The following is a 22,665-nucleotide window of genomic DNA, read 5'->3' as shown; positions in this document are numbered from 1 at the left end:
CGCGGGACCGCGTGCCGGAGCTGTCCGACACCAGGACTAGCCTGGTGGGCGTGAACGAGACCGCCGTGCCCGCCGCTCCGGCGTCGTACACCGACCACGACGCCGAGCGGTGGGTCACGGAACCGCCCAAGTCCGTCTTCCGCACCCCCTTCGAACGCGACCGCGCCCGCGTCGTGCACTCCTCGGCCCTGCGCCGCCTCGGCGCCAAGACCCAGGTGCTCGGCGCCGGCCACGACGACTTCGTCCGCACCCGCCTCACCCACTCCCTCGAGGTGGCGCAGGTCGGCCGCGAGACCGGCCGCAGCCTCGGCTGCGACCCCGACGTCGTCGACACCGCCTGCCTCACCCACGACCTCGGCCACCCGCCCTTCGGGCACAACGGGGAGACGGCGCTCGCGGAACTCGCGGGCGGGATCGGCGGCTTCGAGGGGAACGCCCAGACGCTGCGGCTGCTGACCCGGCTGGAACCGAAGGTCTTCGCGGAGGACGGCCGGCCCGTGGGACTGAACCTCACGCGTGCGTCCCTGGACGCGAGCGTGAAGTACCCGTGGGCGTACGGGTCGGGTCCCGAACGCCCCGACGGGCGGCCGAGCCGCAAGTTCGGCGTCTATCCCGACGACCTGCCGGTGTTCACATGGTTGCGCGAACGCGCGCCCGTCGGGATCAAATGCCTGGAGGCGCAGGTCATGGACCTGGCCGACGACGTGGCCTACTCGGTGCACGACGTCGAGGACGGCGTGGTGGCCGGCCGGGTCGACCTCGACCTCATGGCGCACGCGGAGGAGCGGGCACGCGTGGCCGAGTACGTGCGCGACTGGTACGGCGACTGGTACTCGGCCGACGCGATCGACGCCGCGATCGGCCGCCTGCAGGACTACCTGCGCGGGGAGGGCTACCTGCTGCGCGCCTACGACGGGTCACGACGGTCCCTGGCGTCGCTGAAGGACATGACGAGCCAGCTCATCGGCCGGTTCGTGGGCGCCGCGGTCGACGCGACGCGGGCGGAGTACGGGGACGGCTCGCTCACGCGCTATGCGGCGCGGCTCATGGTCCCGGAGGCGACCGAGCTCGAGATCCTGGCCCTCAAGGGAATCGCCGTGACGTATGTGATGGCGCCGCGCGGCATGGAGCCGCGCTACGAGCGGGAGCGCGAGATCCTCACCGAGCTGGTCCAGGTGCTCACCGAGCGGCCCGACCAGCTGGAGCCGCTGTTCGCCGCCGACTGGAAGGACGCCGCCGACGACGACGCCCGCCTCCGCGTGGTGATCGACCAGGTCGCCTCACTGACGGACCTGTCGGCACTGGCGCTGCACGCGCGGCTGACCGCGCGGGGTGCCTGACACGGGCGAGGCGCGGCGCGGGTCACCCGGCCGGCAGGCGCGGGGGAGCCCAGTCGGTGAAGCGGCGCATCCCGTCCAGGTAGACGCGCGACGGCAGGGCGCGCAGCAGCGCGTTGCGGGCCGCGACGGCAACCGGGTTGCGCAGCTGCTCACCGAAGCGTGCGGACGCCCACGCGGCGCGCAGGATCCCGGCCGTGCGAGACCGGCGGGCGGCGTCGTAGGCGCGCAGTCCTTCGGCGACCGAGGCCGCACCACCGACCGACGCCGCGAGCACGACCGCGTCCTCGATCGCCGACGCTCCGCCCTGCCCGACGTTCGGAGGCATGGCGTGCGCGGCGTCGCCGACGAGCGCCGTGCGGCCGCGCACCATCGTGCGCAGCGGACGTGGCAAGGCGTACAGGTCGACCCGCTGCACCTGGTCGGGGCGGGTGGCGCCGATCACGTCCGGGATCGGCTCGTGCCACCCGGAGAACGTCTCCCGGGCCTCGTCCAGATGCCGCGCGCCGTCGCCGGACGCGCCTCCGGCCGGGCCGGCCTGCGTGGCATACCAGTAGACCCGCCCGTCCTTCAGCGGGAGGACGCCGACCTCGCCGCCGGGACCCCAGGTCTGCGACGACGTCGTGATGTCCGGTGCCGCAGTGATCGCCAGCCATGTGGTGGAGCCGACGTACACGGGATCGGGCGCGTCGGGTGCGACGACGCCGCGGCTCACGCCGCGTACCCCGTCCGCGCCCACGAGCAGGTCGGCGGTCAGCCGTTCTCCGCCGTCCAGCGTCACGGCCGCGTGCGCGGCGGTGTCGCCCGGGTCGATCTCCGCCACGCGAGCCCCGTGACGGATCACTTCCGGCTCGAGCCGTCCGGCCAGAACCTCCTGCAGCTCGGAGCGCCGGAAGACCATCGCGGGGGTCCCGAGGCGCTCCTCGATCAGATCCGGGTCCACCGACACCAGAGCGCGACCCCGCTCGTCCCGCAGGGAGCCCGGGTGGACGACGCCACCCAGCGCGCGCACGGACTCACCCGCACCCGCCTCGTCGAGCGCGCGCAACGCGTTGGCCATCAGCACGATGCCCGCCCCGGTCGTCCGGGGCTCGGGCGAACGCTCCAGCACCGTGACGTCCCAGCCGCACCGCCGCAGCGCCACGGCGGCGGCCAGCCCACCCAGTCCCGCACCGGCCACGATCGCCGTCCTGCCCATGCCTGCCTCCCGAGACCGCTTGCCGCGCGTTGCCGTGCTCATGCTGCTGTGCCGGCGCGCACGGTGTCCAGGCCGCGCTGTTACGAAGACTGGCAAACCGATACATTTCCTCCGTTGCGTCGGGCGGTAGGTCCGCACGAGGCGGCGGACCCGATCACACGACGAGACCCGAGCAAGCGACGAGGACAGGAGCGGCCATGACCACCCAAGCGCCGGTACGGAACGCCGGCCCGGAAGAGCCGACCACGGCCGCGGACGACACGACCGCCACGGACGACCCGACGGCCGCCGTCGTCCCCCGGGCGGCTGCCGCCGGGCCCGCGCGCACGTGGCTGCGCGCCACCGGGGACGCCGCGTGGCGGCTCATCGGCATCGCCGTCGTGATCGGCCTGGTGGTCTACGTGATCAGCCTCGTGCAGATCGCCTTCGTCGCGGTCTATCTCGCGCTGGTGCTCACCGCGGTCCTCCTGCCGCTGGGCAACCTCTACGACCGTGCCCTGCCCCGAGGCCTCGCGATGGTCGCGTCACTGCTGACCCTGCTGGCCGTCGTGGGCGGCCTGGCGGCATACGTCGTCTCCACCATCGCGGCGCGCTCCGACGACCTGACCACCCAGCTCACCACCGGCCTGGACTCCCTCGCCGGATCACTTCCCTTCGACGTCGGCACGAGCGAGGACTGGCTCGTCGACGGCGGTGCCTGGTTCGAGGAGAACAGCGGGGCCGTGATCGACCAGGCGCTGCAGGGCGCGAACCTCGCCGCCACCTGCGCGACCGTCATCGTGCTGGCCATGTTCCTCACCGTGTTCTTCCTCACCGGGGGCGGGGCCATGTGGCGGTGGTTCATCGCGCAGCTGCCGGTACGGCTCCAGGACCGATGGGAGATCGCGGGCCGCACCGGCTGGCGCACCTTCTCCGGCTACACGCGCGGCATCGCGTTCGTCGCCCTGGCCGACGCCACGATGGCGGGCATCTTCCTGACCCTCATGGGCAACCCCCTCGCGCTGCCGCTCACGGTGGTCGTGTTCCTGGCCGTGTTCGTGCCCATGGTGGGGCCGGTCGCGGCCATCGTGATCAGCGCGGTCGTCACCCTGGCCACCGGTGATCCGACCTCGGCGATCATCGTCGCCGTCGGGATGACCGTCATCGCCCAGATCGACGCCAACGTGCTGCAGCCCCTCATCACCGGGAAGCAGGTGAACCTGCATCCCGTGGCGATGGCCCTCGCCATCACGTGCGGAACCGTGCTCGCGGGACTCCTGGGCGCCGTGATCTCCGTCCCGCTCACGGCCGTGTCCTGGGCGGTGTTCAGCAGACTGCGGCGAGGTGGCGTGGCGAGCCGGGCCGACGACGACGCCGTCGACGGCGCGGGGAACGAGGTGGCGAAGGACGACGCGGGCGCGCCGGCGCCGACCACGGACAGCGCGGCACGGGCGCAGTAGCGTGGCGTTCATGGAGATGTTCCTGCGCCTGCCCGAGGCCGTCCGCGCCGCCCTGCGCGAGCACGGGACCGACCGGCCGCTGGCACGTGCCGAGCTCGGCGACGGCGGCTGGGCGGTCGCTTCCCGGTCCGCACTCGTCGTGGAGAGCGGCGGCGAGGTCACCGTGGACCGGGAGTGGTGCGACGTCGATCGCGCGACCGCCGATCCGGAGAGCGCCACCATCACGGTGGAGTGGGTCGACGGCGGCCCTCCGCTGGTGCTCCGGCTGGTGACCAGGGGACGCTCCTCCTTCCCCCAGACCCTGCGTGAGCGGGTGCAGTGGTCGGTGGTGCACGCCGCCCCGGTGAACCTGCCGGGTGGGCGGTCCGCACGGGTCGCCGTGCGCCGCCGGGCGAACGGGGAGATGTTCTCCCAGGTGGTGGGGGGCGCGGACCTCGACCTGAGCGATCCGTCCGTCGCCGCCGCGGTCGACGCGGCCGAGGCCCGGGCCCGGTCCGCCGTCGGTCTGCCGGAGTGAGCCGGCCGGTGGTTCCACCGGGTCGCGGGTTCCCACCGCGCTCGGCGGTGATGTGATGGACGTCGCTCGGGGCCGCGCGGATTTGGATTCGGGCTCACCGCGCCGGACCTGCTACTCTTTTGCAGGTCGCCGGGCGGGACACCGGACAGGCGGCACGATCCCCCGTAGCTCAGCTGGCAGAGCGTCCGACTGTTAATCGGCAGGTCACTGGTTCAAGTCCAGTCGGGGGAGCAGCGGAAAGAAGGCCGGGACCCTGCGGTCCCGGCCTTCGCCGTTTCCCTGACCGGGTGCCCCGTCTGGGACTTGAACCCAGGACCGACGGATTATGAGTCCGCTGCTCTGACCGACTGAGCTAACGGGGCGTGCGGCGACCCGGACGCCCTTCCGGGCCGGCGGGTGCCGCGAGGAGGAGCCTACCTCGCGGAGCCGATAAATCCGTGGTGCCCAGCACGGCAGCTCCCCTACGGTGCCTCAGCGGCACGCCGCCACGTGCCCGCGCGGCACGGCCCGCGGCGACTGTCGCCGGCCCCGGCCGGAGGTTCCGGTGCCGATCCCGAGACGAAAGCAGGAGAAGCATGTCCACCGCCTTCCCGGTCGCGCTTTCCGGCGCCCGGGCCGAGACCCTCATGTGGGCCCACGAGCACGACGTCGACCACGCCGCCCTGAACCAGCTCCGCAACATCTCGGCGCTGCCCTGGGTCGAGGGCGTGCGCGTCATGCCGGACGTCCACCTGGGCAAGGGAGCGACCGTCGGCTCGGTGATCGCCATGCGCGACGCCGTGTCGCCCAACGCCGTCGGCGTGGACATCGGCTGCGGCATGATCGGGGTGCGGACCTCGCTCACCGCGGACGACCTGCCCGACGACCTGTCGCGGCTGCGGTCCCGGATCGAGGCGGCGATTCCCGTCGGGTTCACCGCCCATGACGAGCCCGTCGACCTGCGGCGTCTGCGGCCCGTCGCCGGATCCGGCGGCCGGGAGCGGCTGCGGGGCGAGCAGAAGTTCTGGGACCGGTTCCAGTCGCTCCACCCGAGGGTGCGTCAGCTCGAGACGCGGGCGCGGAAGCAGCTCGGGACGCTGGGCGGCGGTAACCACTTCGTCGAGCTCTGCCTCGACCAGGACGGCCGTGTCTGGCTCCAGCTCCACTCCGGTTCCCGCAACATCGGCAAGTCCCTCGCCGAGCAGCACGTCGGCATCGCGAAGCGCCTCGACCACAACCGCGGCCTGGTCGACCGGGAGCTCGCCGTGTTCCTCGCCGGTACGCCGGAGATGGACGCCTACCTGAACGACCTGTGGTGGGCGCAGGACTACGCCGCCCGCTCCCGGGCCGTGATGATGTCGCTCGCGGTGCAGGCGGTGCGGGAGCAGTTCCCGGACCTCGACGCCGACGGCGCGCTGCGGTTCGACGGGGGCGTGAACGTGCACCACAACTACGTGGCGCGTGAGCAGATCGACGGCGCGGAGCTGATCGTCACCCGCAAGGGCGCGATCCGGGCGGGCCGCGGGGACCTGGGCCTCATCCCGGGTTCCATGGGGACCGGCTCCTACGTGGTGCGTGGCCTGGGGAACTCGCGGTCGTACTGGTCGGCGTCACACGGCGCGGGTCGGAAGATGTCACGGAACCGGGCGAAGAAGGAGTTCACACTCGACGACCTGGCCGCTCAGACCGCCGGCGTCGAGTGCCGGAAGGACCTGGGCGTGCTGGACGAGATCCCGGGCGCCTACAAGGACCTGGACGCCGTGATCGCGGCGCAGTCCGACCTCGTCGAGGTCGTCGCGCGGTTGCGCACGATCCTCTGCGTCAAGGGCTGACGCAACTTCGCCCCACCCGCCCCGCCCCCGGCGTCACCCTCGCCCCGCACCCCACCCGTCGCCCTCCGGGCCGGTGTGCGCCCTCGTGCCCCGGCCGTCGACCACGCCATCTTGCGGGTGTGGCCGCGCTTCCACGGCCTGCAATGGCGTGGTCGCGGCCGGCATGGCGTGGTCGCCGCGGCGACATGGCGTGGTCGCGGGACAGGGATCGCAGGTTCTTGGCCTCGAAATGGCGTGGTCGCCGGGACCGAAATGGCGGGGTGTCGCGGCGGCGCGGCGGTGCATCACCGGGCGTGTACGGACTGTCGGTGTGACGTGGAAGAATCTGCGTCCATGGCGATGCGTGAGATCCGGGTGATGCCCGACCCTGTCCTGCGGACCCCCTGCGACCGGATCACCACCGTGGACGATCGCGTACGCGGTCTCGTGGCCGACCTCGTGGAGACCGTGGACGCCGAGGGGCGCGCCGGCCTGGCGGCGAACCAGATCGGGGTCAGCCTGCGCGCGTTCTCGTGGAACATCGAGGGCGAGATCGGGTACGTCCTGAACCCCAGCATCGTCGAACTGGGGGAGGAGACGCAGGACGGCGGCGAGGGGTGCCTGTCCGTCCCGAACCTCTGGTACCCGACCGTCCGCGCGAACTACGCGCGCGTGGTGGGCACGGACCTGGACGGCAACGAGGTGGAGGTCTCCGGGGAGGGGCTGATGGCGCGCTGCCTGCAGCACGAGTGCGACCACCTCGACGGCAAGCTGTACCTGGACCGGCTCGAACGCGAGGCCCGCAAGGAGGCCATGCGCGAGTTGCGTGCACGGCTCTGATTCACCTGTTCTTGACTTGGACGATGGTCCAAAAAGTCCGTTAAAGCGGTAATGTGGAACGGAAAGTTGGTGGAAAGGTGAAATTTCTCGCCGCAAACGCGTTACTTCGCGTGCGCCGGGCCGGGGAGTCGTGCAGGATGGGCAGCGGACGCAGTAGTGCACCTGGACACCACGCATGACGCTCGGCCACAGCGCCACCGCCCGGTGAGGACGTAGGGGAAGACGTGCCTCGACCAGGGAGGAAGACATGGCCGGCGGAATTGTTCGTGGCGTGCTGTTCGTGCATTCTGCGCCCCGTGCCCTCTGTCCGCATATCGAGTGGCAGGCAGGCGGTGTCCTGGACCTCCGGGTCACCATGGACTGGACACCTCAACCCGCGGGGCGCGGGCTCTACAGAACTGAATACTCGTGGCAGGGGCCGCAGGGGACGGGCGCCAGGATCGCGTCCGCCCTGCGCGGCTGGGACCACCTGCGGTACGAGGTGACGGAGGAACCGAGCCAGGGCGCCGACGGCGCCCGATGGTCGCACACTCCGGACCTCGGTATCTTCCATGCCATGACGGATGTCCATGGCAACATCGTCATCCCCGAGGACCGGGTACGGGCCGCGCTCGACCACGGCGACCCGCGCGCGGTGCGGGACGCGCTCGACCTCGCCCTGGGCGCGGCGTGGGACGACGAACTGGAGCCGTTCCGCCAGGCGGGGGCCGGTGCGCCGGTCCGCTGGCTGCACCAGGTCGGCTGACGGCGAGCCGGCCGCCCACCCCACGGCGTCACGACGACCGAGCCCCGGTCCGCGAGAGATCGCGGACCGGGGCCTCGTGGTCGCGGGGCTTCGTGGTCGTCCGTCAGGCGTTCTGCACCAGCAGCGCCACGTTGTGCCCGCCGAAGCCGAACGAGTTGTTGATCGCCGCGATGTCGCCGCCGGGGAGCTTCGCGGGCTCGTCCCGTACCAGGGGGACCTGGAGTTCCGGGTCGGGGTTGGCGACGTTGATGGTCGGCGGGGCGAGCCGGTCGGCGATCGCCTTCACCGTGAACACCGTCTCGAGCGCGCCCGCGCCGCCGAGCAGGTGACCCGTCATGGACTTCGTCGCGGACAGCTGCACGTGGTCGGCGTCGCTTCCGAACAGGCGCCGGATCGACGCCGTCTCGGTGAGGTCACCCACCTTGGTCGACGTGGCGTGGGCGTTGACGTGTACGACGTCGGCACCGTCGGCTCCGGCATCCTCCAGCGCCGCCCGCATCGCGGCGACCTGACCCGTGCCGTCGGGGTCCGGCGAGGTGATGTGGTAGGCGTCGGACGACAGCCCGACGCCGCCGATCTTCGCGTACGCCCGAGCGCCACGTGCGGCGGCGTGCTCGGCGCTCTCCAGCACCACCACGGCCGCGCCCTCGCCGACGACGAAGCCGTCACGGTCGACGTCGTACGGGCGGGAGGCGCCCTCGGGATCGTCGTTGCGCAACGACAGCGTGCGGGACGCGGCGAAGGCCGCGATCGGCATCGGGTGGATCGTGGCCTCGGTGCCTCCGGCGACGACGACGTCGGCCCGGCCGGACCGGATCATCTCCGCGCCGTAGCCGATGGCCTCGGCCCCCGAGGCGCAGGCCGACACGAGCGCGTGGGAGCCGGCCTTGGCACCCAGGTCGAGCGACACGAACGCGGTCGGCGAGTTCGGCATGAGCATCGGGACGGTCATGGGCAGCAGGCGGCGGGCGCCGCGCTCACGCAGTGTGTCCCAGCCGTCGAGCAGGGTCCAGACGCCACCGATGCCGGACGACACGACCGACCCCAGCCGTTCGCCGTCGATCTCGGGCTCCCCGGCGTCCTTCCACGCCTCGCGCGCGGCGATCACCGCGTACTGGGCCGACGGGTCCATGCGCTTGAGCTCCGGCCGCTTGAGGACCTCTTCCGGCTTGACCTTGATGGTCGCCGCGAAGTTCACGGGGATCTCGTAGCGCTCGGCCCAGTCGTTGTCCATGGTGCGCGCACCGGACTTCCCGGCGAGCGCGGCCTCCCAGGTGGAGGGCACGTCCCCGCCGAGCGGAGTGGTGGCGCCGAGGCCGGTGACGACGACGTCGCGTGCGGAGGTCATGGGGTCTGGCTCCTGGCTAGGTGGTGCGGTGGAAGATGATGTCCGACGGCGGTCCGGACGGCCTGCGCTGCGGCAGGCCACCGGCGGACCGCCGTCGGGCGATGCGGGCGAGGACGACGACGCGGCGCCGACCCGTCGTCGTCAGTCCTGCGCGCCCTTGATGTAGCTCACGGCGTCACCGACGGTCGCGAGGTTCTTGACCTCCTCGTCGGGAATACGAACACCGAACTTGTCCTCGGCGTGCGTGACGATGGTCATCATCGACAGCGAGTCGATGTCGAGGTCATCGGTGAAGGACTTCTCCAGCGCGACGTCGGCAGTGTCGAGGCCGGTCTCCTCGGCGACGATCTCGGCGAGACCCGTGAGGATCTCCTGCTCGGTGTTGGCCATGGGGCTTCCTTTTCTTCTCGGTGGGAGCCGGGGCTCCCGGGGGACTTGCCGTGACCGCCCGGCCCGGCCGACGCCGGGGCGAGCAGTACGAAGCGAAGGTTACGGCAGGACGATGACCTGCGCGGCGTACACGAGTCCGGCGCCGAAGCCGATCTGCAGGGCGATGTCGCCCGACGTGGCCTGTCCTTCCTCCAGGAGACGCACGGTGGCGAGCGGGATCGAGGCGGCCGACGTGTTGCCGGTGTCGGCGATGTCACGGGCGACCACCACCGACTCGGGCAGCTTCAGCTGCTTCACGAGCTGATCGATGATACGCATGTTCGCCTGGTGCGGCACGAACACCTGGATGTCCTCGGGCGCGACACCGGCGTCGGCCATCGCCTTCGCGGCGATGGGAGCCATCTGGAAGGACGCCCACTTGAACACCGTGGGTCCGTCCTGACGCAGCGTCGGCCAGCCGAGCGAGGAGTCCTCACGCCACTCCTGCCACGAGTGGGTCTGCCGGATCGCGGTGTGCTTGGAGCCGTCCGAGCCCCACACGGTCGGACCGATGCCGGGGGTGTCCGACGGCCCGACGACCGCCGCGCCGGCACCGTCGCCCAGGAGGAACGAGATGGACCGGTCGGTCGGGTCGATGATCTCGGACAGCTTCTCGGCGCCGATCACCAGCACGTTGCGCGCGAGGCCGGCGCGCACGAGGGCGTCCGCCTGGCCGATGCCGTAGGTGTACCCGGCGCAGGCGGCCGAGATGTCGAACGCGGCGGCCGGGGTGGCGCCCAGCCGGTCGGCGAGGATCGAGGCCGCCGAGGGCGTCATGTGCATGTGCGTGATCGTCGAGACGATCACGGCGTCGATGTCCGCGCCGGTGAGGCCCGCGGCGTCCAGCGCCTTGCGGGCCGCGGCCTCCGACAGGTCGAGCACGTCCCGGTCGGCTCCCGCGCGGCGGCGGGTGACGATCCCGGTACGCTGCTGGATCCACTCGTCGGAGGAGTCGATGGGCCCGGCGATGTCGTCGTTGGTGACGACGTTCTCCCCCCGCTCCGCACCCATGGCGAGGATGCGGGAGTAGCGGGTGGGCTCGGACTGCTGCAGGAGGGTCACTGTGCTGCTCCGGGGGTCGTGCCAACGGACTCGGCGCCGACGGCGCTGTGGCGGGCGATCAGGTCGCGGGCGGCGTCGATGTCGTCGGGCGACTTCACCGCGAGAGTCTCCACGTCCTTGAGGCCACGCTTCGCGAGGCCGGTCAGGACGCCGCCGGGGGCCAGCTCCAGCAGCGCCGTCACGCCACGGGCGGCGAGGGTCTCCATCACCAGGTCCCACCGCACCGGTGCCGTGACCTGCGCTGCCAGGTGGGAGAGGACATCCGCGGCGGTGCCGTGACCGTGCGTCCCGCCGGTGTAGGCGGTGCCGTCGAGGTCGGCCAGGAACGGGAGCAGCGGGTCGGCCGCGCCCTGGAACCCGGTCACGGCCCGCTCGAACTCCTCCCGGGCCGAGTCCATGAAGGGCGTGTGGAACGCGCCGGCCACCTGCAGCGGAATGACGCGGGCGCGCTCGGGCGGGTTGTCGGCCAGTTTCGCGAGGCCGTCGAGGGCGCCCGCGGCCACCACCTGGCCGCCACCGTTGACGTTCGCGGGCCACAGCCCGGCCGCCTCGATCGCGGCGAGCACCTCGTCGGGCTTCCCGCCCACCACCGCGCTCATGCCCGACGGCGCCGCCGCGGCGGCCTTCGCCATCGCGCGGGCGCGCACCGCGACCAGTCCGGCCGCTCCGGCGTCGGACACGACGCCCGCCACGGCGGCGGCCGCCAGCTCACCGACGGAGTGGCCCGCCGTCACGTCGACGACGTCGCGCGCCGCTCTGCCGTCCAGGACGGCGCGGAGCGCGAGGAGCGACGACGCGACGATCAGCGGCTGCGCGACAGCCGTGTCGCGGATCGTGTCCGCGTCCGACGTCGTGCCGTGGGTGGCGAGGTCGGTCTCGGCGGCCTCCGAGGCGGCGGAGAGCAGGTCGGCAACTCCGGGCAGCTCGAGCCAGGGGCTGAGCATCCCGGGGGACTGTGAGCCCTGTCCAGGGCAGACGACGGCGAGCACTCGTCCACTCTGCCAACGCAATGTCAACCCGGGACGTCGCGACGCGTACCAAGGTTGTCGAGGGCGGTTGTGGGATCTCTACAAGATTCGGGGCTCCCGTGAAGGCTTCACCGTTCGCCGAGCTGGCCGAGCGCGAGCGCCACCTGCAGCACGAACGACTCGCGCGCGTCGAGCGGGTCCCAGCCGGTGATCTCCGAGACCTTGCGCAGCCGGTAGCGCACCGTGTTGGGATGCACGTACAGCCGCCGGGCCGCCGCCTCCAGGGACCGCCCGGTCCCCAGGTACGCCGACAGCGTCTCCAGCACCGAGCCGCCGGCCTCGGCCAGCGGCGTGTACGCCTGTGTCACGAGCGTGCGCCGGGCCGAGGCGTCGCCGGTCAGCACGCGTTCGGGCAGCAGGTCGTCGGCCATGACCGGGCGGGGCGCCTGCGGCCACGCCGGTGCGGCCGCCATGCCGGCCAGGGCCGATCGTGCGGAGCGTGCGGCGTCGTCCAGCCCGGACACCGCGGACCCGATCACCACCGGTCCCGGGCCGAACCGGCCGAGCAGGCCCGTGGCGGCCTCCACCAGGTCGCCCTCGCCGCCGAGCACCAGCACGAGGCGATCGCCGTGGATCCCCACCAGGGCGTCTCCCGCGCTGCGCCGCGCCGCGCGACGCAGTTCGGCGGCGCGCACCTCGTCGAGGCCGGGATTCGTGGTGCCCACGACGACGAGCGTGCCCCCCTTCCCGCTCCAGCCGAGGGCCGACATGCGGCTGCGCAGCGCGTCGTTGCCGTCGCCGCGCACGAGTGCGTCCACGACCAGTGCCTCCAGGCGGGCGTCCCACGCTCCGCGCACCTCGGCGGCCCGGGCGTAGATCTCCGCCGCCGAGAACGCGACCTCCCGGGAGTACCGCAGCACGGCCTCGCGCAGTTCCCGCTCGCCCCCCGGCACGGCGATCTGGTCCGACATCTCCTCCACCACGTCGACGCCGCAGCGCACGAGCTGCAGCGTCTGCTGCAAGGAGATGGTGCGCGTCAGCTCCGGTGGGGCGGCGGAAAACATCTTGTCCACGCCGTGCGGCGGGCGATGCGGGTCGGCGAACCAGGTGATGAACGCGTTGACCCCGGCCTGCGCGACGAGGCCCACATAGGACCGGTCCTCCGCGGGCAGGTCGCGGTACCACGACAGGTGCTCGTCCAGACGGCGCAGGGTCGCGGAGGTCAGCTTGCCGCTCGCGTCCCGCACCCGCTGCAGGTTCTGCCCGTCGGTGGTCCCGGTGTCCCGGGCGGGCGCCGCCGCGGCCGTGCGGCTGGGCGCCGGACCCGTCCTGCGTCGGGGCGCGGGGCCGGTCGATGGGGCGGTCTTGGGCGAAGCAGGCACGGAGCGAGAATACGGGCCGGATTGTACGGAGTCCACAAACGGACTAATCGCTCGCGCGCCACAGCGGCACGGAGCACCACCGTTTCAGCGGCCACGGCGCACCGTCCCCTGTAGGGTCGAGGGTATGGCCCTGATGCACCGGCTCCGCAGCCTCATCCATCGGCCTACCTCTGCATCCAGTATCGGCGCCCGCCATCCTTCGCCGTCGGCCCCACGTCGAGGAGACACCATCCACGAGGACGCGCTGCGAGCCCAGCTCGCCGACGACCCCAACAACATCGAGGCGTTCACCGCACTCGCGGAGATCGTCCGGGGACATGCTGCTGAGGGGCACGGCGAGCTCGACCCGCTGCGCGACACCGAGGACGAGCCGACCGCCGCCGAGATGCGCAGCCAGGCCGCCGATCTCGCGGTCTGGTCACTCGCCGAGGAGATCGGCGGGAACCCGCGCGGATGGTACCCACTGCTGGAGCTGGGGCGGCTGTCGCTCGCCGAGGACCCGGAGGGCGCCGTGCGGCGCTTCACGACCGCGACCGAGCGTGACCCGGAGGGCCGGGCGCTGGCCGAGAGCCTGTCGATCCTGCGTGCGGCCGGCATGCCGGTGGAGGCGCTCGGGCTCGGCGTGGGGCACTGGCGGGTCCGGGAACACACGCCCGAGGTGGGGCAGCACCTGGTGCGTGCCGCGCTCGAGGCGGACCGGCCGTTCGAGGCGAAGCAGCACCTGCGGGCACTGGACATGCATCCGGACCGGTCCGCCGTGGCGAAGCTCAAGGCGGAACTGGCGAAGGAGATCGCCGCGAGCGAACGGCGCGCGGCCGGTACCTGACCGCCCCGCCGCGCTCCGTGGGTATGGGAGCGCTTGCGGAGCCGTAGCCTGCGGTTCCGGCCGCGTGCCGCCCGCCGATGCGGTCAGTCCTGCGCCTCCAGGACGACCAGGTCGTCGAACGCCCAGGAGGACGCCGCCGAGCCGCCCGTGTAGAGCATGAGGCCCACGGAGCCCGCGGTCTGCAGGGAAGCGGTGCCGTCGGTGGACACGGCCTGCCACGTCGTCGGTTCGGCGGTGCCCTCGGCCCAGACGCGCGTGCGGATCGTCGCGGGGGACGTCCCGGTCACCTGGACCCGCACGAGCAGCGGATCACCCGCGGCGAACGTCAGCCCGGTCACGGTCCCGCCCGCCAGCGGCGTCCCGTTCCGGACCGTGTGCACCTCGACGCGTCCGTCCGGGAACAGCTTGAGCCGCCCGCCCAGGTGGTCGCCGCCGACACGTCGACCCTGCACCGTCAGGTAGCTGTTGCCCGACGGCACGTCGTCGGCCCACGCACGCACGGTGACGTCCGTGGCCGTGTCGGACACGTCCCCGAGCTGCGCGGACAGGGTCAGGCCGCCGGCCATCTCCAGCCTTCCGGCCCCGTCGTCGACGGAGAACCGGGAGGCCGAGCCCCCGGTGGTCCACGCGCCGCCGGTGTCGGCCGTACCCCAGCCGCCGGCCACCGTGCGGGCGAACGCGTCGCGCGCGAGTGCCGGGTCCGGCGGCGGCGGGTCGGTCGCGGTGACGTCCTCGGTGTAGGTGTCGGTGGCGCCGTCGTCGTCGGTGACCGTCAGCGTCACCTCGTAGGTGCCCGCCGCGGCGTACGTGTGCTCGACCGTCGGCCCGGTGGCGGTGTCCCCGTCGCCGAGATCCCAGGCGTAGGACGCGATCTCGCCGTCCGGGTCGGTGCTCGCGCTCGCGTCCGCGGTGAGGGTCAGGTCCGACATGCCGAGCTCGGCGTCCGCGGTGGGCGCCTGGTTCGGGCCCTCACCGGTCAGGCCCACGACATGGTGCCGCGCGATCTGCTCGGGCGTGAGCACGTGCTCGTAGACGGCGACCTCGTCGATGTCCCCGGTGAAGTTGCGGTTCGGGGAGGAGGGCGACCAGCCGTCGAGGTTGTCCCCGCCGACGCGCCAGAAGCCGTTGTACGTCTGCGCGCCGGTGGTGCTCGTGTCGGTGGCCACGAGCTCGCCGTCGAGGTAGAGGCGCATCCCGTCGGCTCCGAGCGTGCCGACGGCGTGGTGCCAGGCGCCGTCCGTCACCGGCGCGGACGACGTGACGGTGCGCAGGGCGCCGGGGTAGGCGCCGAGGACGAGCCTGCCGGTTCCGTCGAGGTACAGGTGCCGGTCGTAGCTGCTCGACGTCGAACGGCTCCCGCGGTCGCCGTAGCCGATGAGCTTGCCGCCCGGCGTCGTGGTGCGGAACCACGTCTCGACGCTGAACGTCTGCGGTGCGGGTCGCGCCGTGCCGGTGGTCCAGGTGCGGGAGTCGATCGTGCCGTCGGTGGTGACGGCGGTGTCGGAACTGGTGGCGAGCGCTCCCGAGGTACCGAACGCGACATCGGTCCCGGCGGTCAGGTCGTACGCGCCGGCGAGGTCGGTGACCGGGCCCGAGGTGCCGCCCATCCGCCAGTAGTGGCTGGCGCCGTCGAGCAGGACGTCCTGGGCGTAGGTGCCGAGCGGCTCGCCGTCCGTCACGGTGACGTCCACCCAGTCGGACCAGGCGGCGTTGCCCCACGGGTCGCGTGCCACCACCGCGTAGCGGTGCGTCGATCCCGGCGTGGCGCCCACGTCGAGAGCGGTCAGGGTCTCCGTCTCCCAGAAGCTCGCGGTCGCCTCGACCTCGGCGACCGCGGGGGCCGACGACGTGTCGCGGTACACGGAGTACGTGAGGGTCTTGTCGTCCCGGTCGTGGTTCTGCGGCCAGGTCAGCCGGACGACGCCGCTCGCGGGCGACGAGGCGCTCAGCGCGAACGACGCGCCGCCGAGGCGCGGACCGTCGGCGTTGGGAGCCACGTCCCGCACCGCGAACCGGACGAGACCCTGCTGCGGCCTGTTGTTGACGCGGAGGAACTCGCCGCCGAACACCACGTAGTCACCGCTCGCGGTCACGTGCCAGGGGCCCTGCTCCTGCCCGGTGTACGTGCCGATCGAGAAGTCGGGGTACCAGTTGAGGAACTCGGGCCGCGGCGTTCCCGGATGGTCGGGGTAGCCGAAGATGTCCGCCGTGTTCGTACCCTCGACCGTCAGCGTGACGGCGGTTCCATGGTAGTAGGAGCGGGGGCTCGTTTCGGGGAACCCGCCGCTGTTGCCGCAGTAGTGCTTGTGGCTGGCCTGGTAGGCGGCGCCCCGGAACGGAACGATGGAGTAGGTGTCGCCGTGGCAGTCCTCGATCCAGACCAGCTCGCCCGTCTCCCAGGACGCGGCGAAGGAACCCTCCACGTTCCCGCCGCCACCGTAGTGGTAGCCGGTGCCGTAGAAGTAGTTCTCGTCCGAGGACAGAGCCAGGATCGCCGCCTTGTCGCCGGCGTTGCGGACCTCGTCGTTGACCGGGAGCGGCAGCAGGTCGCCCGTGGCGGCGTCCAGCCGCGCCAGGCCGTAACCGGGATCCGAGGACCCGTCCACCGCGGTGAAGTTGCCGCTGATCACCACGGAGCCGCCGTCGGGCGCCGCGGTCATCGCCTGCACCGAACGGTTGCCGACCGCCGCCTCGAACGCGCGCGTCGTCGCTCCCGTCGCGGCGTCCACCGCGGCCACCCGTGAGCGGGCCGTGTTGTTCACGCTGGAGAACGAACCACCGAGGAAGACGTCGTCACCGGAGGTCGCCACCGCGTACACCGGGCCGTTCACCGCGGGCCGGAACGAGGTGAGCGCGCCGGTGGACGTGTCGAACGCGGCCGAACGGTACCGCGTGACGCCGTCCACCGACGTGAAGGACCCGACGACGTAGAGCACGCTTTCGTCGGGCGACACCGCCAGCCCCTTGACCTCACCGTTCACCATCGGGGACCAGCTCGTGTCGAGCTCTCCCGTGGCAAGGTCGTAGGCGAGGAGGTTGCCTCGCGGCACCTCGTCCGTGCCCGGCGCTGCACCGGCAGGGCGCGCCGAGCTGAAGCTCCCGCCCACGTACACGGTGTCGCCGACCACCACCTGGGTCCAGGCCACGCCGTCGATCTGGGTGGTCGGGAGCGGATCACTGCTCACGGTCGCCGGCAGTTCGGCGGACGAGGCCGCGGAGAGCGCCGTCGTGGCGACGTCGCCGGCAGCCGGAGTGGTCACCAGGACGTCGCGGGCTCCCGGTGCGGCCAGCGCCGGAGCGGCCGCGAGGCCGCCTGAGAGGACCGCGACGACCGCGACCGCGGCCACGCCGGCCGCCGGGCGGCGGCGCGGCCGGAGAACAAGGGATTCGGTGCCGGGAACGCGCATGCTTCGTACTCCGCCTTCGAAGGGCCGTACCGGGCAGGACCGTGCCCGGACGTGATGCCTCCGAGGCTACGACCGGCCACAGCGTGGTACTAGCCGGTACGGGGTGAAGTAGCGGGTGAAGTCCTGCTCAGTGCGTTATTTCACCCGAAAATATACTTGCGCGCGCGGCGCCCGAGCGGCTTCGGGGTGGTTCTCTAGGATCGGTCGCATGCCGTTCGCCGTATCCCTGTCCGACGACGTCGTCCTGCGCGACGTCACCATCGACGACGCCGGGCCGCTCGCCGACGCCTACCGGCGCAACCGCGCGCACCTGGAGCAGTGGGAGCCGGCGCGGCCGGACGACTTCTTCACCGAGGCGGCGCAGAAGCGCGTCGTCGACCTCCAGCTGGAGCAGGCGGCCGGTGGGCGCGGCCTGTTCCTGGTGCTCGCGGCCGGCGACGACGTCGTGGGCCGGCTCAACCTCTCCGACATCGTGCGTGGCGCGTTCCAGAACGGACACCTCGGCTACTGGATCGACGCGGAACTCGCCGGACGCGGGCTCATGACGCGGGCCGTGGTGTCGGTTGTGGAGCACGCGCGGGCCGGGCTGCGCCTGCACCGACTGCAGGCCGGCACGCTGCCGCACAACGCGGCGTCGCAGACGGTGCTGACGCGGGCAGGATTCCAGCGGTTCGGCTACGCCCCGCGATACATGCGGATCGCCGGCGAGTGGCAGGACCATGTGCTGTACCAGTTGCTCCTGTGACGCGAACGATGACGCGGAACATCGCTGAACGGTGTCCCGCGTCATCACAAAGTGGGCCCGGAGGGACTCGAACCCCCGACCAGTACGGTGTAAACGTAGTGCTCTACCAACTGAGCTACAGGCCCTGGAACGGCGCAGCCCAGGATACCTGTCCTGACGCCCGGCCACGCCGTCCACCCACGACACGCCCGGCCACGCCGTCCACCCACGACGCCGCCGTCAGATCTCCGCCAGCGCCTGGCGATAGCCCTCCAGATCGCGCCGGCGTCCTCGCGGGCTGACCACGCTCCAGCGCACGATCCCGTCGGTGTCGATCAGGAACGAACCGCGCAGCGCGTGGCCGGACTCCTCGTCGAACACCCCGAACGAGCGCGCGACCGCGCCGTGCGGCCAGAAGTCGCTCAGCAGGTCGAAGCCGAAGCCTTCGGTCTCCTGCCACGCCTTCAGGGTGAACACGGGGTCCGTGGAGACCGCGAGGAGCCGCACCCCGGCAGTCTCGAAGTCCTCGATGTTGTCCCGCAGCTCGCACAGCTCACTCGTGCAGATGCCGGAGAAGGCGAACGGGTAGAACACGACGAGCGTGGTCTGGCCGCGCAGATCGGCCAGGTGCACGGGGGTGCCGTGGGTGTCGGGAAGCGTGAAGTCGGGCGCCGGGTCGCCGGCGCCCACGGCCTGTCCCGGGGCGACGGCGGGTTCGGGCGAGGTCATCAGTGCCCGCGGCCCCGGAAGGCGAGCCGTGTGGCCGACCACTCCTCGGCCACCGCGAAGGTGTTCGTCGTCTGCAGGCCCGCGGTGTTGGCCGCCTCCTGGATCTCTCCGGGCGTCGTGTGCCCGTCGCGCCCTGCCTTCGGCGTGAAGATCCAGATGAGACCGCCGTCGTCGAGGAGCGTGGTGACGTCGACCATGGCATCGGTCAGGTCTCCGTCGCCATCTCGCCACCAGAGGATCACGCCGTCGGTGACGTCGCCGTAGTCCTCGTCCTCGAGCTCGTTGCCGGTGATCTTCTCGATCTCGGTGCGCACGTCGTCATCGACGTCGTCGCCCCAGCCGAACTCCTGAACCACTTGGTCGGCCTTGAATCCGAGTCGGTCCGCACCCTGGGTGTCCGCGCTCACTTTGGTTCTGCATTCCTTTCATCTCACGATCCTGGGCCGCGTGGTGACCAGGCGTCCTTCGTGGCAAAGGTAGTGCACTCGGACGTGCCGCGCTGCACGGGCGCGCCAGTGATGCAGGACCGTTGTGTCGGTCCGGGGCGAGGCCGTGCCGGTCCACGCGCCGGCCGTACCGGCTCCGCGACAGCGGCCGTGGGGCCTGCCGCACCACGGCCGCCGTCGTCCACGGACCGCCAAATCCGTACTTGGTATCAGTAAAGCGATACTCGGTCTCACCTGCGGGTCTCCTCCGCGAAAAGTCGGCGCGAAGTAACGCAGATCACGCATCCCGCTGAGCTTCTTGACCGTCCTATGGTGTGAGCGCACGCTGGGAGGGGTCAGAATGGCTGTGACCACCTGTGCGCGGGTGGGCGTCGCTGACCGCGACGCCGATCGCCCCCGAGTGGCGCAGGACGAGAGAAGCACGGCCAACCGGTCGTGCCGACGACTCTGACGTGACGAAGAGCGCGGCGAAGGGCGAGAGCCGAGGAACGAGGCACTCGCCCGGAGCGGAGCCCGAGGAGCGTCAGCGGCAAGGGAGAGGTTGCTGGTGGCTTCGTTTGACGAGACCGGACCGCTGATCAACGGTCTGCTCAGCGCTGTGCCGGACATCGACCCCGGGGAAACCTCCGAGTGGGTCGAGTCGTTCGACGGACTGATCGACGACAAGGGCGGCCCGCGGGCCCGGTACGTCATGCTCAACCTGCTGCGGCGGGCTCGCGAGCGCAACGTGCACATCCCCGCGACGACGGCCACGCCGTACGTCAACACGATCGGTATCCACGAGGAGCCCTACTTCCCGGGCGACGAGGCGATGGAGCGGCGCTACCGCTCCTTCATCCGCTGGAACGCGGCCGTCATGGTGACCCGCGCGCAGCGTGAGGGTCTGTCCGTGGGCGGGCACATCTCCTCGTACGCCTCCGTGGCGACCCTCTACGAGGTGGGTCTGAACCACTTCTTCCGCGGCAAGGACCACCCGGGCGGCGGTGACCAGATCTACTTCCAGGGTCACGCCTCGCCGGGCGTGTACGCCCGCGGGTTCCTCGAGGGACGGCTCAGCGCGGAGCAGCTCGACGGCTTCCGCCAGGAGAAGTCGCACGAGGGCGGCGGCCTGCCGTCGTACCCGCACCCCCGTCTCATGCCGGACTTCTGGGAGTACCCGACGGTGTCGATGGGCCTGGGCCCGGCCTCGGCCATCTACCAGGCGTGGACCAACAAGTACCTGCACAACCGCGGGATCAAGGACACCAGCCAGCAGGACGTGTGGGCGTTCCTCGGCGACGGCGAGATGGACGAGCCGGAGAGCCGCGGCATGATCCAGCTCGCGTCCCAGCAGCAGCTCGACAACCTGACGTTCGTGGTGAACTGCAACCTGCAGCGGCTCGACGGGCCGGTGCGCGGCAACGGCAAGATCATCCAGGAGCTGGAGGCGCAGTTCCGGGGTGCCGGCTGGAACGTCATCAAGGTCGTCTGGGGCCGCGAGTGGGACGCCCTGCTCCAGGCCGACAAGGACCGCGCCCTGGTCAACCTCATGAACGCCACGCCGGACGGCGACTACCAGACGTACCGCGCCGAGTCGGGCGCGTTCATCCGGGAGCACTTCTTCGGCCGCGACCCGCGCACCAAGGCGCTCGTCGAGAACATGACCGACGAGGACATCTGGAACCTCAAGCGCGGCGGCCACGACTACCGCAAGATCTACGCGGCGTACTCGGCGGCCCGCGCACACACCGGCCAGCCGACGATCATCCTGGCCCACACGGTCAAGGGCTACGGTCTCGGCTCCGGCTTCGCCGGGCGCAACGCGACCCACCAGATGAAGAAGCTCAAGACGGACGAGCTCAAGGCGCTGCGCGACTCCCTCAACATCCCGATCACGGACGACGAGCTCACCGACCCGTACGACGCGCCGTACTACCACCCGGGCATGGACTCGCCGGAGATCGAGTACATGCTGGAGCGCCGGCGCCAGCTCGGCGGGTTCGTGCCGGAGCGCCGGTCGACGCCCAAGACGCAGCTCACGCTGCCGCAGGACAAGTCGTACGAGCTCCTGGCGAAGGGCTCGGGCACGCAGCAGGTCGCCTCCACCATGGCGTTCGTCCGCATGCTCAAGGACCTGTTCAAGGTCAAGGGCTTCGGCGAGCGGATCGTGCCGATCATCCCCGACGAGGCGCGTACCTTCGGCCTGGACTCGATCTTCCCGAGCGCGAAGATCTTCAACACGCTGGGGCAGAACTACCTGGCCGTGGACCGCGAGCTCATGCTGAGCTACAAGGAGTCCGAGTCCGGCCAGATCATGCACACCGGTATCAACGAGGCCGGCTCGGCGGCCGTGTTCCAGTCGGTGGGCACGTCGTACGCGACGCACGGCGAGCCGCTGATCCCGATCTACATCTTCTACTCGATGTTCGGTTTCCAGCGCACCGGCGACCAGTTCTGGGCAGCGGGCGACCAGCTCACCCGCGGCTTCATCATCGGTGCGACCGCCGGCCGCACCACCCTGACCGGTGAGGGCCTGCAGCACGCCGACGGTCACAGCCCGCTCATCGCCGCGACGAACCGCGCCATCGTGCAGTACGACCCGGCCTACGGCTACGAGATCCGGCACATCGTGCGGGACGGCATCGAGCGGATGTACGGCCCTGGCGAGAACGGCGTCGGTGCCGACGGGCGCGACCAGGACGTCATGTACTACCTCACGGTGTACAACGAGCCGATGGTGCAGCCGGCCGAGCCGGAGGACGTGGACGTCGAGGGCATCAAGCGCGGCATCCACCGGATCCAGGCGGCGGGCGACGGCGACGGCCCGCGTGCCCAGCTGCTCGCCTCGGGCGTGGGCGTGCCGTGGGCCCTGGAGGCGGCCGAACTGCTGCGCGAGGACTGGGGCGTGCACGCGGACGTCTGGTCCGTGACGAGCTGGACGGAGCTGCGACGCGACGCGCTGGACGCCGAGCAGGCGGCCTTCGTCGACCCCGGGGCCGAGCCGCGCGTGCCGTTCGTCATGCAGAAGCTGCAGGGCGCGTCCGGGCCGTTCATCGCGACGAGCGACTACGACCACCTGGTGCCGGACCAGATCCGGGCCTGGGTGCCCGGCGACTACGCCGTGCTCGGCGCCGACGGTTTCGGGTTCTCGGACACGCGTGCGGCGGCGCGTCGGTACTTCCTCATCGACGGGCCGTCGATGGTGGTCAAGACGCTGCAGGTGCTGGCCCGCCGCGGCGAGGTGCCGGCCGACGTGGTGGCGAAGGCGGTGGAGAAGTACCGCCTGCTCGACGTGAACGCGGGGACGTCGGGAAGCGCGGGCGGCGAGAGCTGAGCTCCGGGATGACGCCGGGCCGAGCCCGGTGACGGCGGGGGCGGCGCCTGGTGGCGCCGCCCCCGCGGTCTGCGCCCGCCGTCTGCGCCCGCCGTCTGCGCCCGCGGCAGACAGCGCGCCGAGCGGACGGTGCGACCCCGTGTGGTCGGTCCCATGTCGAGTGGT

At 71.7% G+C, this 22,665-nt stretch carries 18 protein-coding genes and 3 tRNA genes; 10 read left to right on the top strand and 11 right to left on the bottom strand.

Annotated features, from left to right (window positions below):
- Nucleotides 1-41 precede the first annotated feature (41 nt).
- Nucleotides 42-1,340 carry a deoxyguanosinetriphosphate triphosphohydrolase gene (locus J0911_RS03115; protein ID WP_207274095.1) on the top strand — a complete coding sequence of 433 codons (1,299 nt, stop codon included), beginning with the start codon at nucleotides 42-44 and terminating at the stop codon, nucleotides 1,338-1,340.
- Between the two features lie 22 nt (nucleotides 1,341-1,362).
- Here the strand turns inward: J0911_RS03115 and J0911_RS03110 are convergent, their stop codons facing one another.
- Nucleotides 1,363-2,577: an FAD-dependent monooxygenase gene (locus J0911_RS03110; protein ID WP_207274008.1), complete on the bottom strand. Its 1,215-nt coding sequence runs from the start codon at nucleotides 2,575-2,577 to the stop codon at nucleotides 1,363-1,365.
- A gap of 155 nt (nucleotides 2,578-2,732) precedes the next feature.
- Here J0911_RS03110 and J0911_RS03105 point away from each other — a divergent pair, with 155 nt between their 5' ends.
- From J0911_RS03105 to J0911_RS03095, 3 genes are all read left to right on the top strand, one after another.
- A complete protein-coding gene (locus J0911_RS03105) occupies nucleotides 2,733-3,974 on the top strand; it encodes an AI-2E family transporter (protein WP_207274007.1) in 1,242 nt (413 codons plus the stop codon).
- A gap of 10 nt (nucleotides 3,975-3,984) precedes the next feature.
- Nucleotides 3,985-4,491, top strand: a complete 507-nt coding sequence (locus tag J0911_RS03100) for a hypothetical protein (protein ID WP_242636212.1) — start codon at nucleotides 3,985-3,987, stop codon at nucleotides 4,489-4,491.
- Nucleotides 4,492-4,649: 158 nt separating this feature from the next.
- Nucleotides 4,650-4,722: transfer RNA gene (locus J0911_RS03095), tRNA-Asn, on the top strand.
- Between the two features lie 57 nt (nucleotides 4,723-4,779).
- Here J0911_RS03095 and J0911_RS03090 read toward each other — a convergent pair.
- Nucleotides 4,780-4,853, bottom strand: a tRNA-Ile gene (locus J0911_RS03090).
- A 213-nt stretch (nucleotides 4,854-5,066) separates the two neighbouring features.
- Between J0911_RS03090 and J0911_RS03085 the strand changes: the two genes are divergently transcribed.
- From J0911_RS03085 to J0911_RS03075, 3 genes are all read left to right on the top strand, one after another.
- Nucleotides 5,067-6,302: an RtcB family protein gene (locus J0911_RS03085; RefSeq protein ID WP_207274006.1), complete on the top strand. Its 1,236-nt coding sequence runs from the start codon at nucleotides 5,067-5,069 to the stop codon at nucleotides 6,300-6,302.
- Between the two features lie 333 nt (nucleotides 6,303-6,635).
- On the top strand, nucleotides 6,636-7,121 hold the full coding sequence (gene def, locus J0911_RS03080) for a peptide deformylase (RefSeq protein WP_207274005.1): 486 nt from the start codon (nucleotides 6,636-6,638) through the stop codon (nucleotides 7,119-7,121).
- 247 nt (nucleotides 7,122-7,368) lie between these two features.
- Nucleotides 7,369-7,866: a DUF3145 domain-containing protein gene (locus J0911_RS03075; protein WP_207274004.1), complete on the top strand. Its 498-nt coding sequence runs from the start codon at nucleotides 7,369-7,371 to the stop codon at nucleotides 7,864-7,866.
- Between the two features lie 103 nt (nucleotides 7,867-7,969).
- Here the strand turns inward: J0911_RS03075 and J0911_RS03070 are convergent, their stop codons facing one another.
- From J0911_RS03070 to J0911_RS03050, 5 genes are all read right to left on the bottom strand, one after another.
- Entirely contained in the window at nucleotides 7,970-9,214 is a 1,245-nt protein-coding gene (locus J0911_RS03070; RefSeq protein WP_207274003.1) for a beta-ketoacyl-[acyl-carrier-protein] synthase family protein, read from the bottom strand.
- A 141-nt stretch (nucleotides 9,215-9,355) separates the two neighbouring features.
- Nucleotides 9,356-9,604 carry an acyl carrier protein gene (locus J0911_RS03065; RefSeq protein WP_207274002.1) on the bottom strand — a complete coding sequence of 83 codons (249 nt, stop codon included), beginning with the start codon at nucleotides 9,602-9,604 and terminating at the stop codon, nucleotides 9,356-9,358.
- Nucleotides 9,605-9,703: 99 nt separating this feature from the next.
- The gene (locus tag J0911_RS03060; protein WP_207274001.1) at nucleotides 9,704-10,705 is read right to left on the bottom strand and encodes a beta-ketoacyl-ACP synthase III; all 1,002 of its coding nucleotides are present in this window, start codon (nucleotides 10,703-10,705) and stop codon (nucleotides 9,704-9,706) included.
- Nucleotides 10,702-11,694: an ACP S-malonyltransferase gene (locus tag J0911_RS03055; RefSeq protein WP_207274000.1), complete on the bottom strand. Its 993-nt coding sequence runs from the start codon at nucleotides 11,692-11,694 to the stop codon at nucleotides 10,702-10,704. Before J0911_RS03055 ends, J0911_RS03060 begins: the two co-directional genes overlap by 4 nt.
- Nucleotides 11,695-11,801: 107 nt before the next feature.
- The gene (locus J0911_RS03050) at nucleotides 11,802-13,055 is read right to left on the bottom strand and encodes a PucR family transcriptional regulator (RefSeq protein ID WP_207273999.1); all 1,254 of its coding nucleotides are present in this window, start codon (nucleotides 13,053-13,055) and stop codon (nucleotides 11,802-11,804) included.
- A gap of 124 nt (nucleotides 13,056-13,179) precedes the next feature.
- On the opposite strand from J0911_RS03050, the gene J0911_RS03045 reads away from it, so the two are divergent.
- Nucleotides 13,180-13,881 carry a hypothetical protein gene (locus J0911_RS03045; RefSeq protein ID WP_207273998.1) on the top strand — a complete coding sequence of 234 codons (702 nt, stop codon included), beginning with the start codon at nucleotides 13,180-13,182 and terminating at the stop codon, nucleotides 13,879-13,881.
- Nucleotides 13,882-13,964: 83 nt separating this feature from the next.
- Here J0911_RS03045 and J0911_RS03040 read toward each other — a convergent pair whose 3' ends face one another.
- On the bottom strand, nucleotides 13,965-17,288 hold the full coding sequence (locus J0911_RS03040) for a LamG-like jellyroll fold domain-containing protein (protein WP_207273997.1): 3,324 nt from the start codon (nucleotides 17,286-17,288) through the stop codon (nucleotides 13,965-13,967).
- Between the two features lie 208 nt (nucleotides 17,289-17,496).
- On the opposite strand from J0911_RS03040, the gene J0911_RS03035 reads away from it, so the two are divergent.
- Nucleotides 17,497-18,033, top strand: a complete 537-nt coding sequence (locus J0911_RS03035; protein ID WP_207273996.1) for a GNAT family N-acetyltransferase — start codon at nucleotides 17,497-17,499, stop codon at nucleotides 18,031-18,033.
- Between the two features lie 52 nt (nucleotides 18,034-18,085).
- On the opposite strand, the gene J0911_RS03030 is transcribed toward J0911_RS03035, so the two are convergent.
- The 3 genes from J0911_RS03030 to J0911_RS03020 form a co-directional block, all read right to left on the bottom strand.
- Nucleotides 18,086-18,158: transfer RNA gene (locus tag J0911_RS03030), tRNA-Val, on the bottom strand.
- Nucleotides 18,159-18,252: 94 nt separating this feature from the next.
- A complete protein-coding gene (locus tag J0911_RS03025; RefSeq protein ID WP_207273995.1) occupies nucleotides 18,253-18,741 on the bottom strand; it encodes a peroxiredoxin in 489 nt (162 codons plus the stop codon).
- Nucleotides 18,741-19,148 (bottom strand): DUF3052 domain-containing protein, encoded by a 408-nt coding sequence (locus J0911_RS03020; protein ID WP_207273994.1) that lies wholly within the window; start codon nucleotides 19,146-19,148, stop codon nucleotides 18,741-18,743. The genes J0911_RS03025 and J0911_RS03020 overlap by 1 nt, the downstream gene beginning before the upstream one ends.
- A gap of 586 nt (nucleotides 19,149-19,734) precedes the next feature.
- Here J0911_RS03020 and aceE point away from each other — a divergent pair.
- Nucleotides 19,735-22,500 (top strand): pyruvate dehydrogenase (acetyl-transferring), homodimeric type, encoded by a 2,766-nt coding sequence (gene aceE / locus J0911_RS03015; RefSeq protein ID WP_207273993.1) that lies wholly within the window; start codon nucleotides 19,735-19,737, stop codon nucleotides 22,498-22,500.
- The last annotated feature ends 165 nt before the right edge of the window (nucleotides 22,501-22,665 follow it).

This window comes from Myceligenerans salitolerans (genome assembly GCF_017349295.1).
GTDB classification, from domain to species: Bacteria; Actinomycetota; Actinomycetes; order Actinomycetales; family Cellulomonadaceae; genus Myceligenerans; species Myceligenerans salitolerans.
Note: the sequence above shows the minus strand (reverse complement) of the source record. Positions and strands in the feature narration are given on the sequence as shown.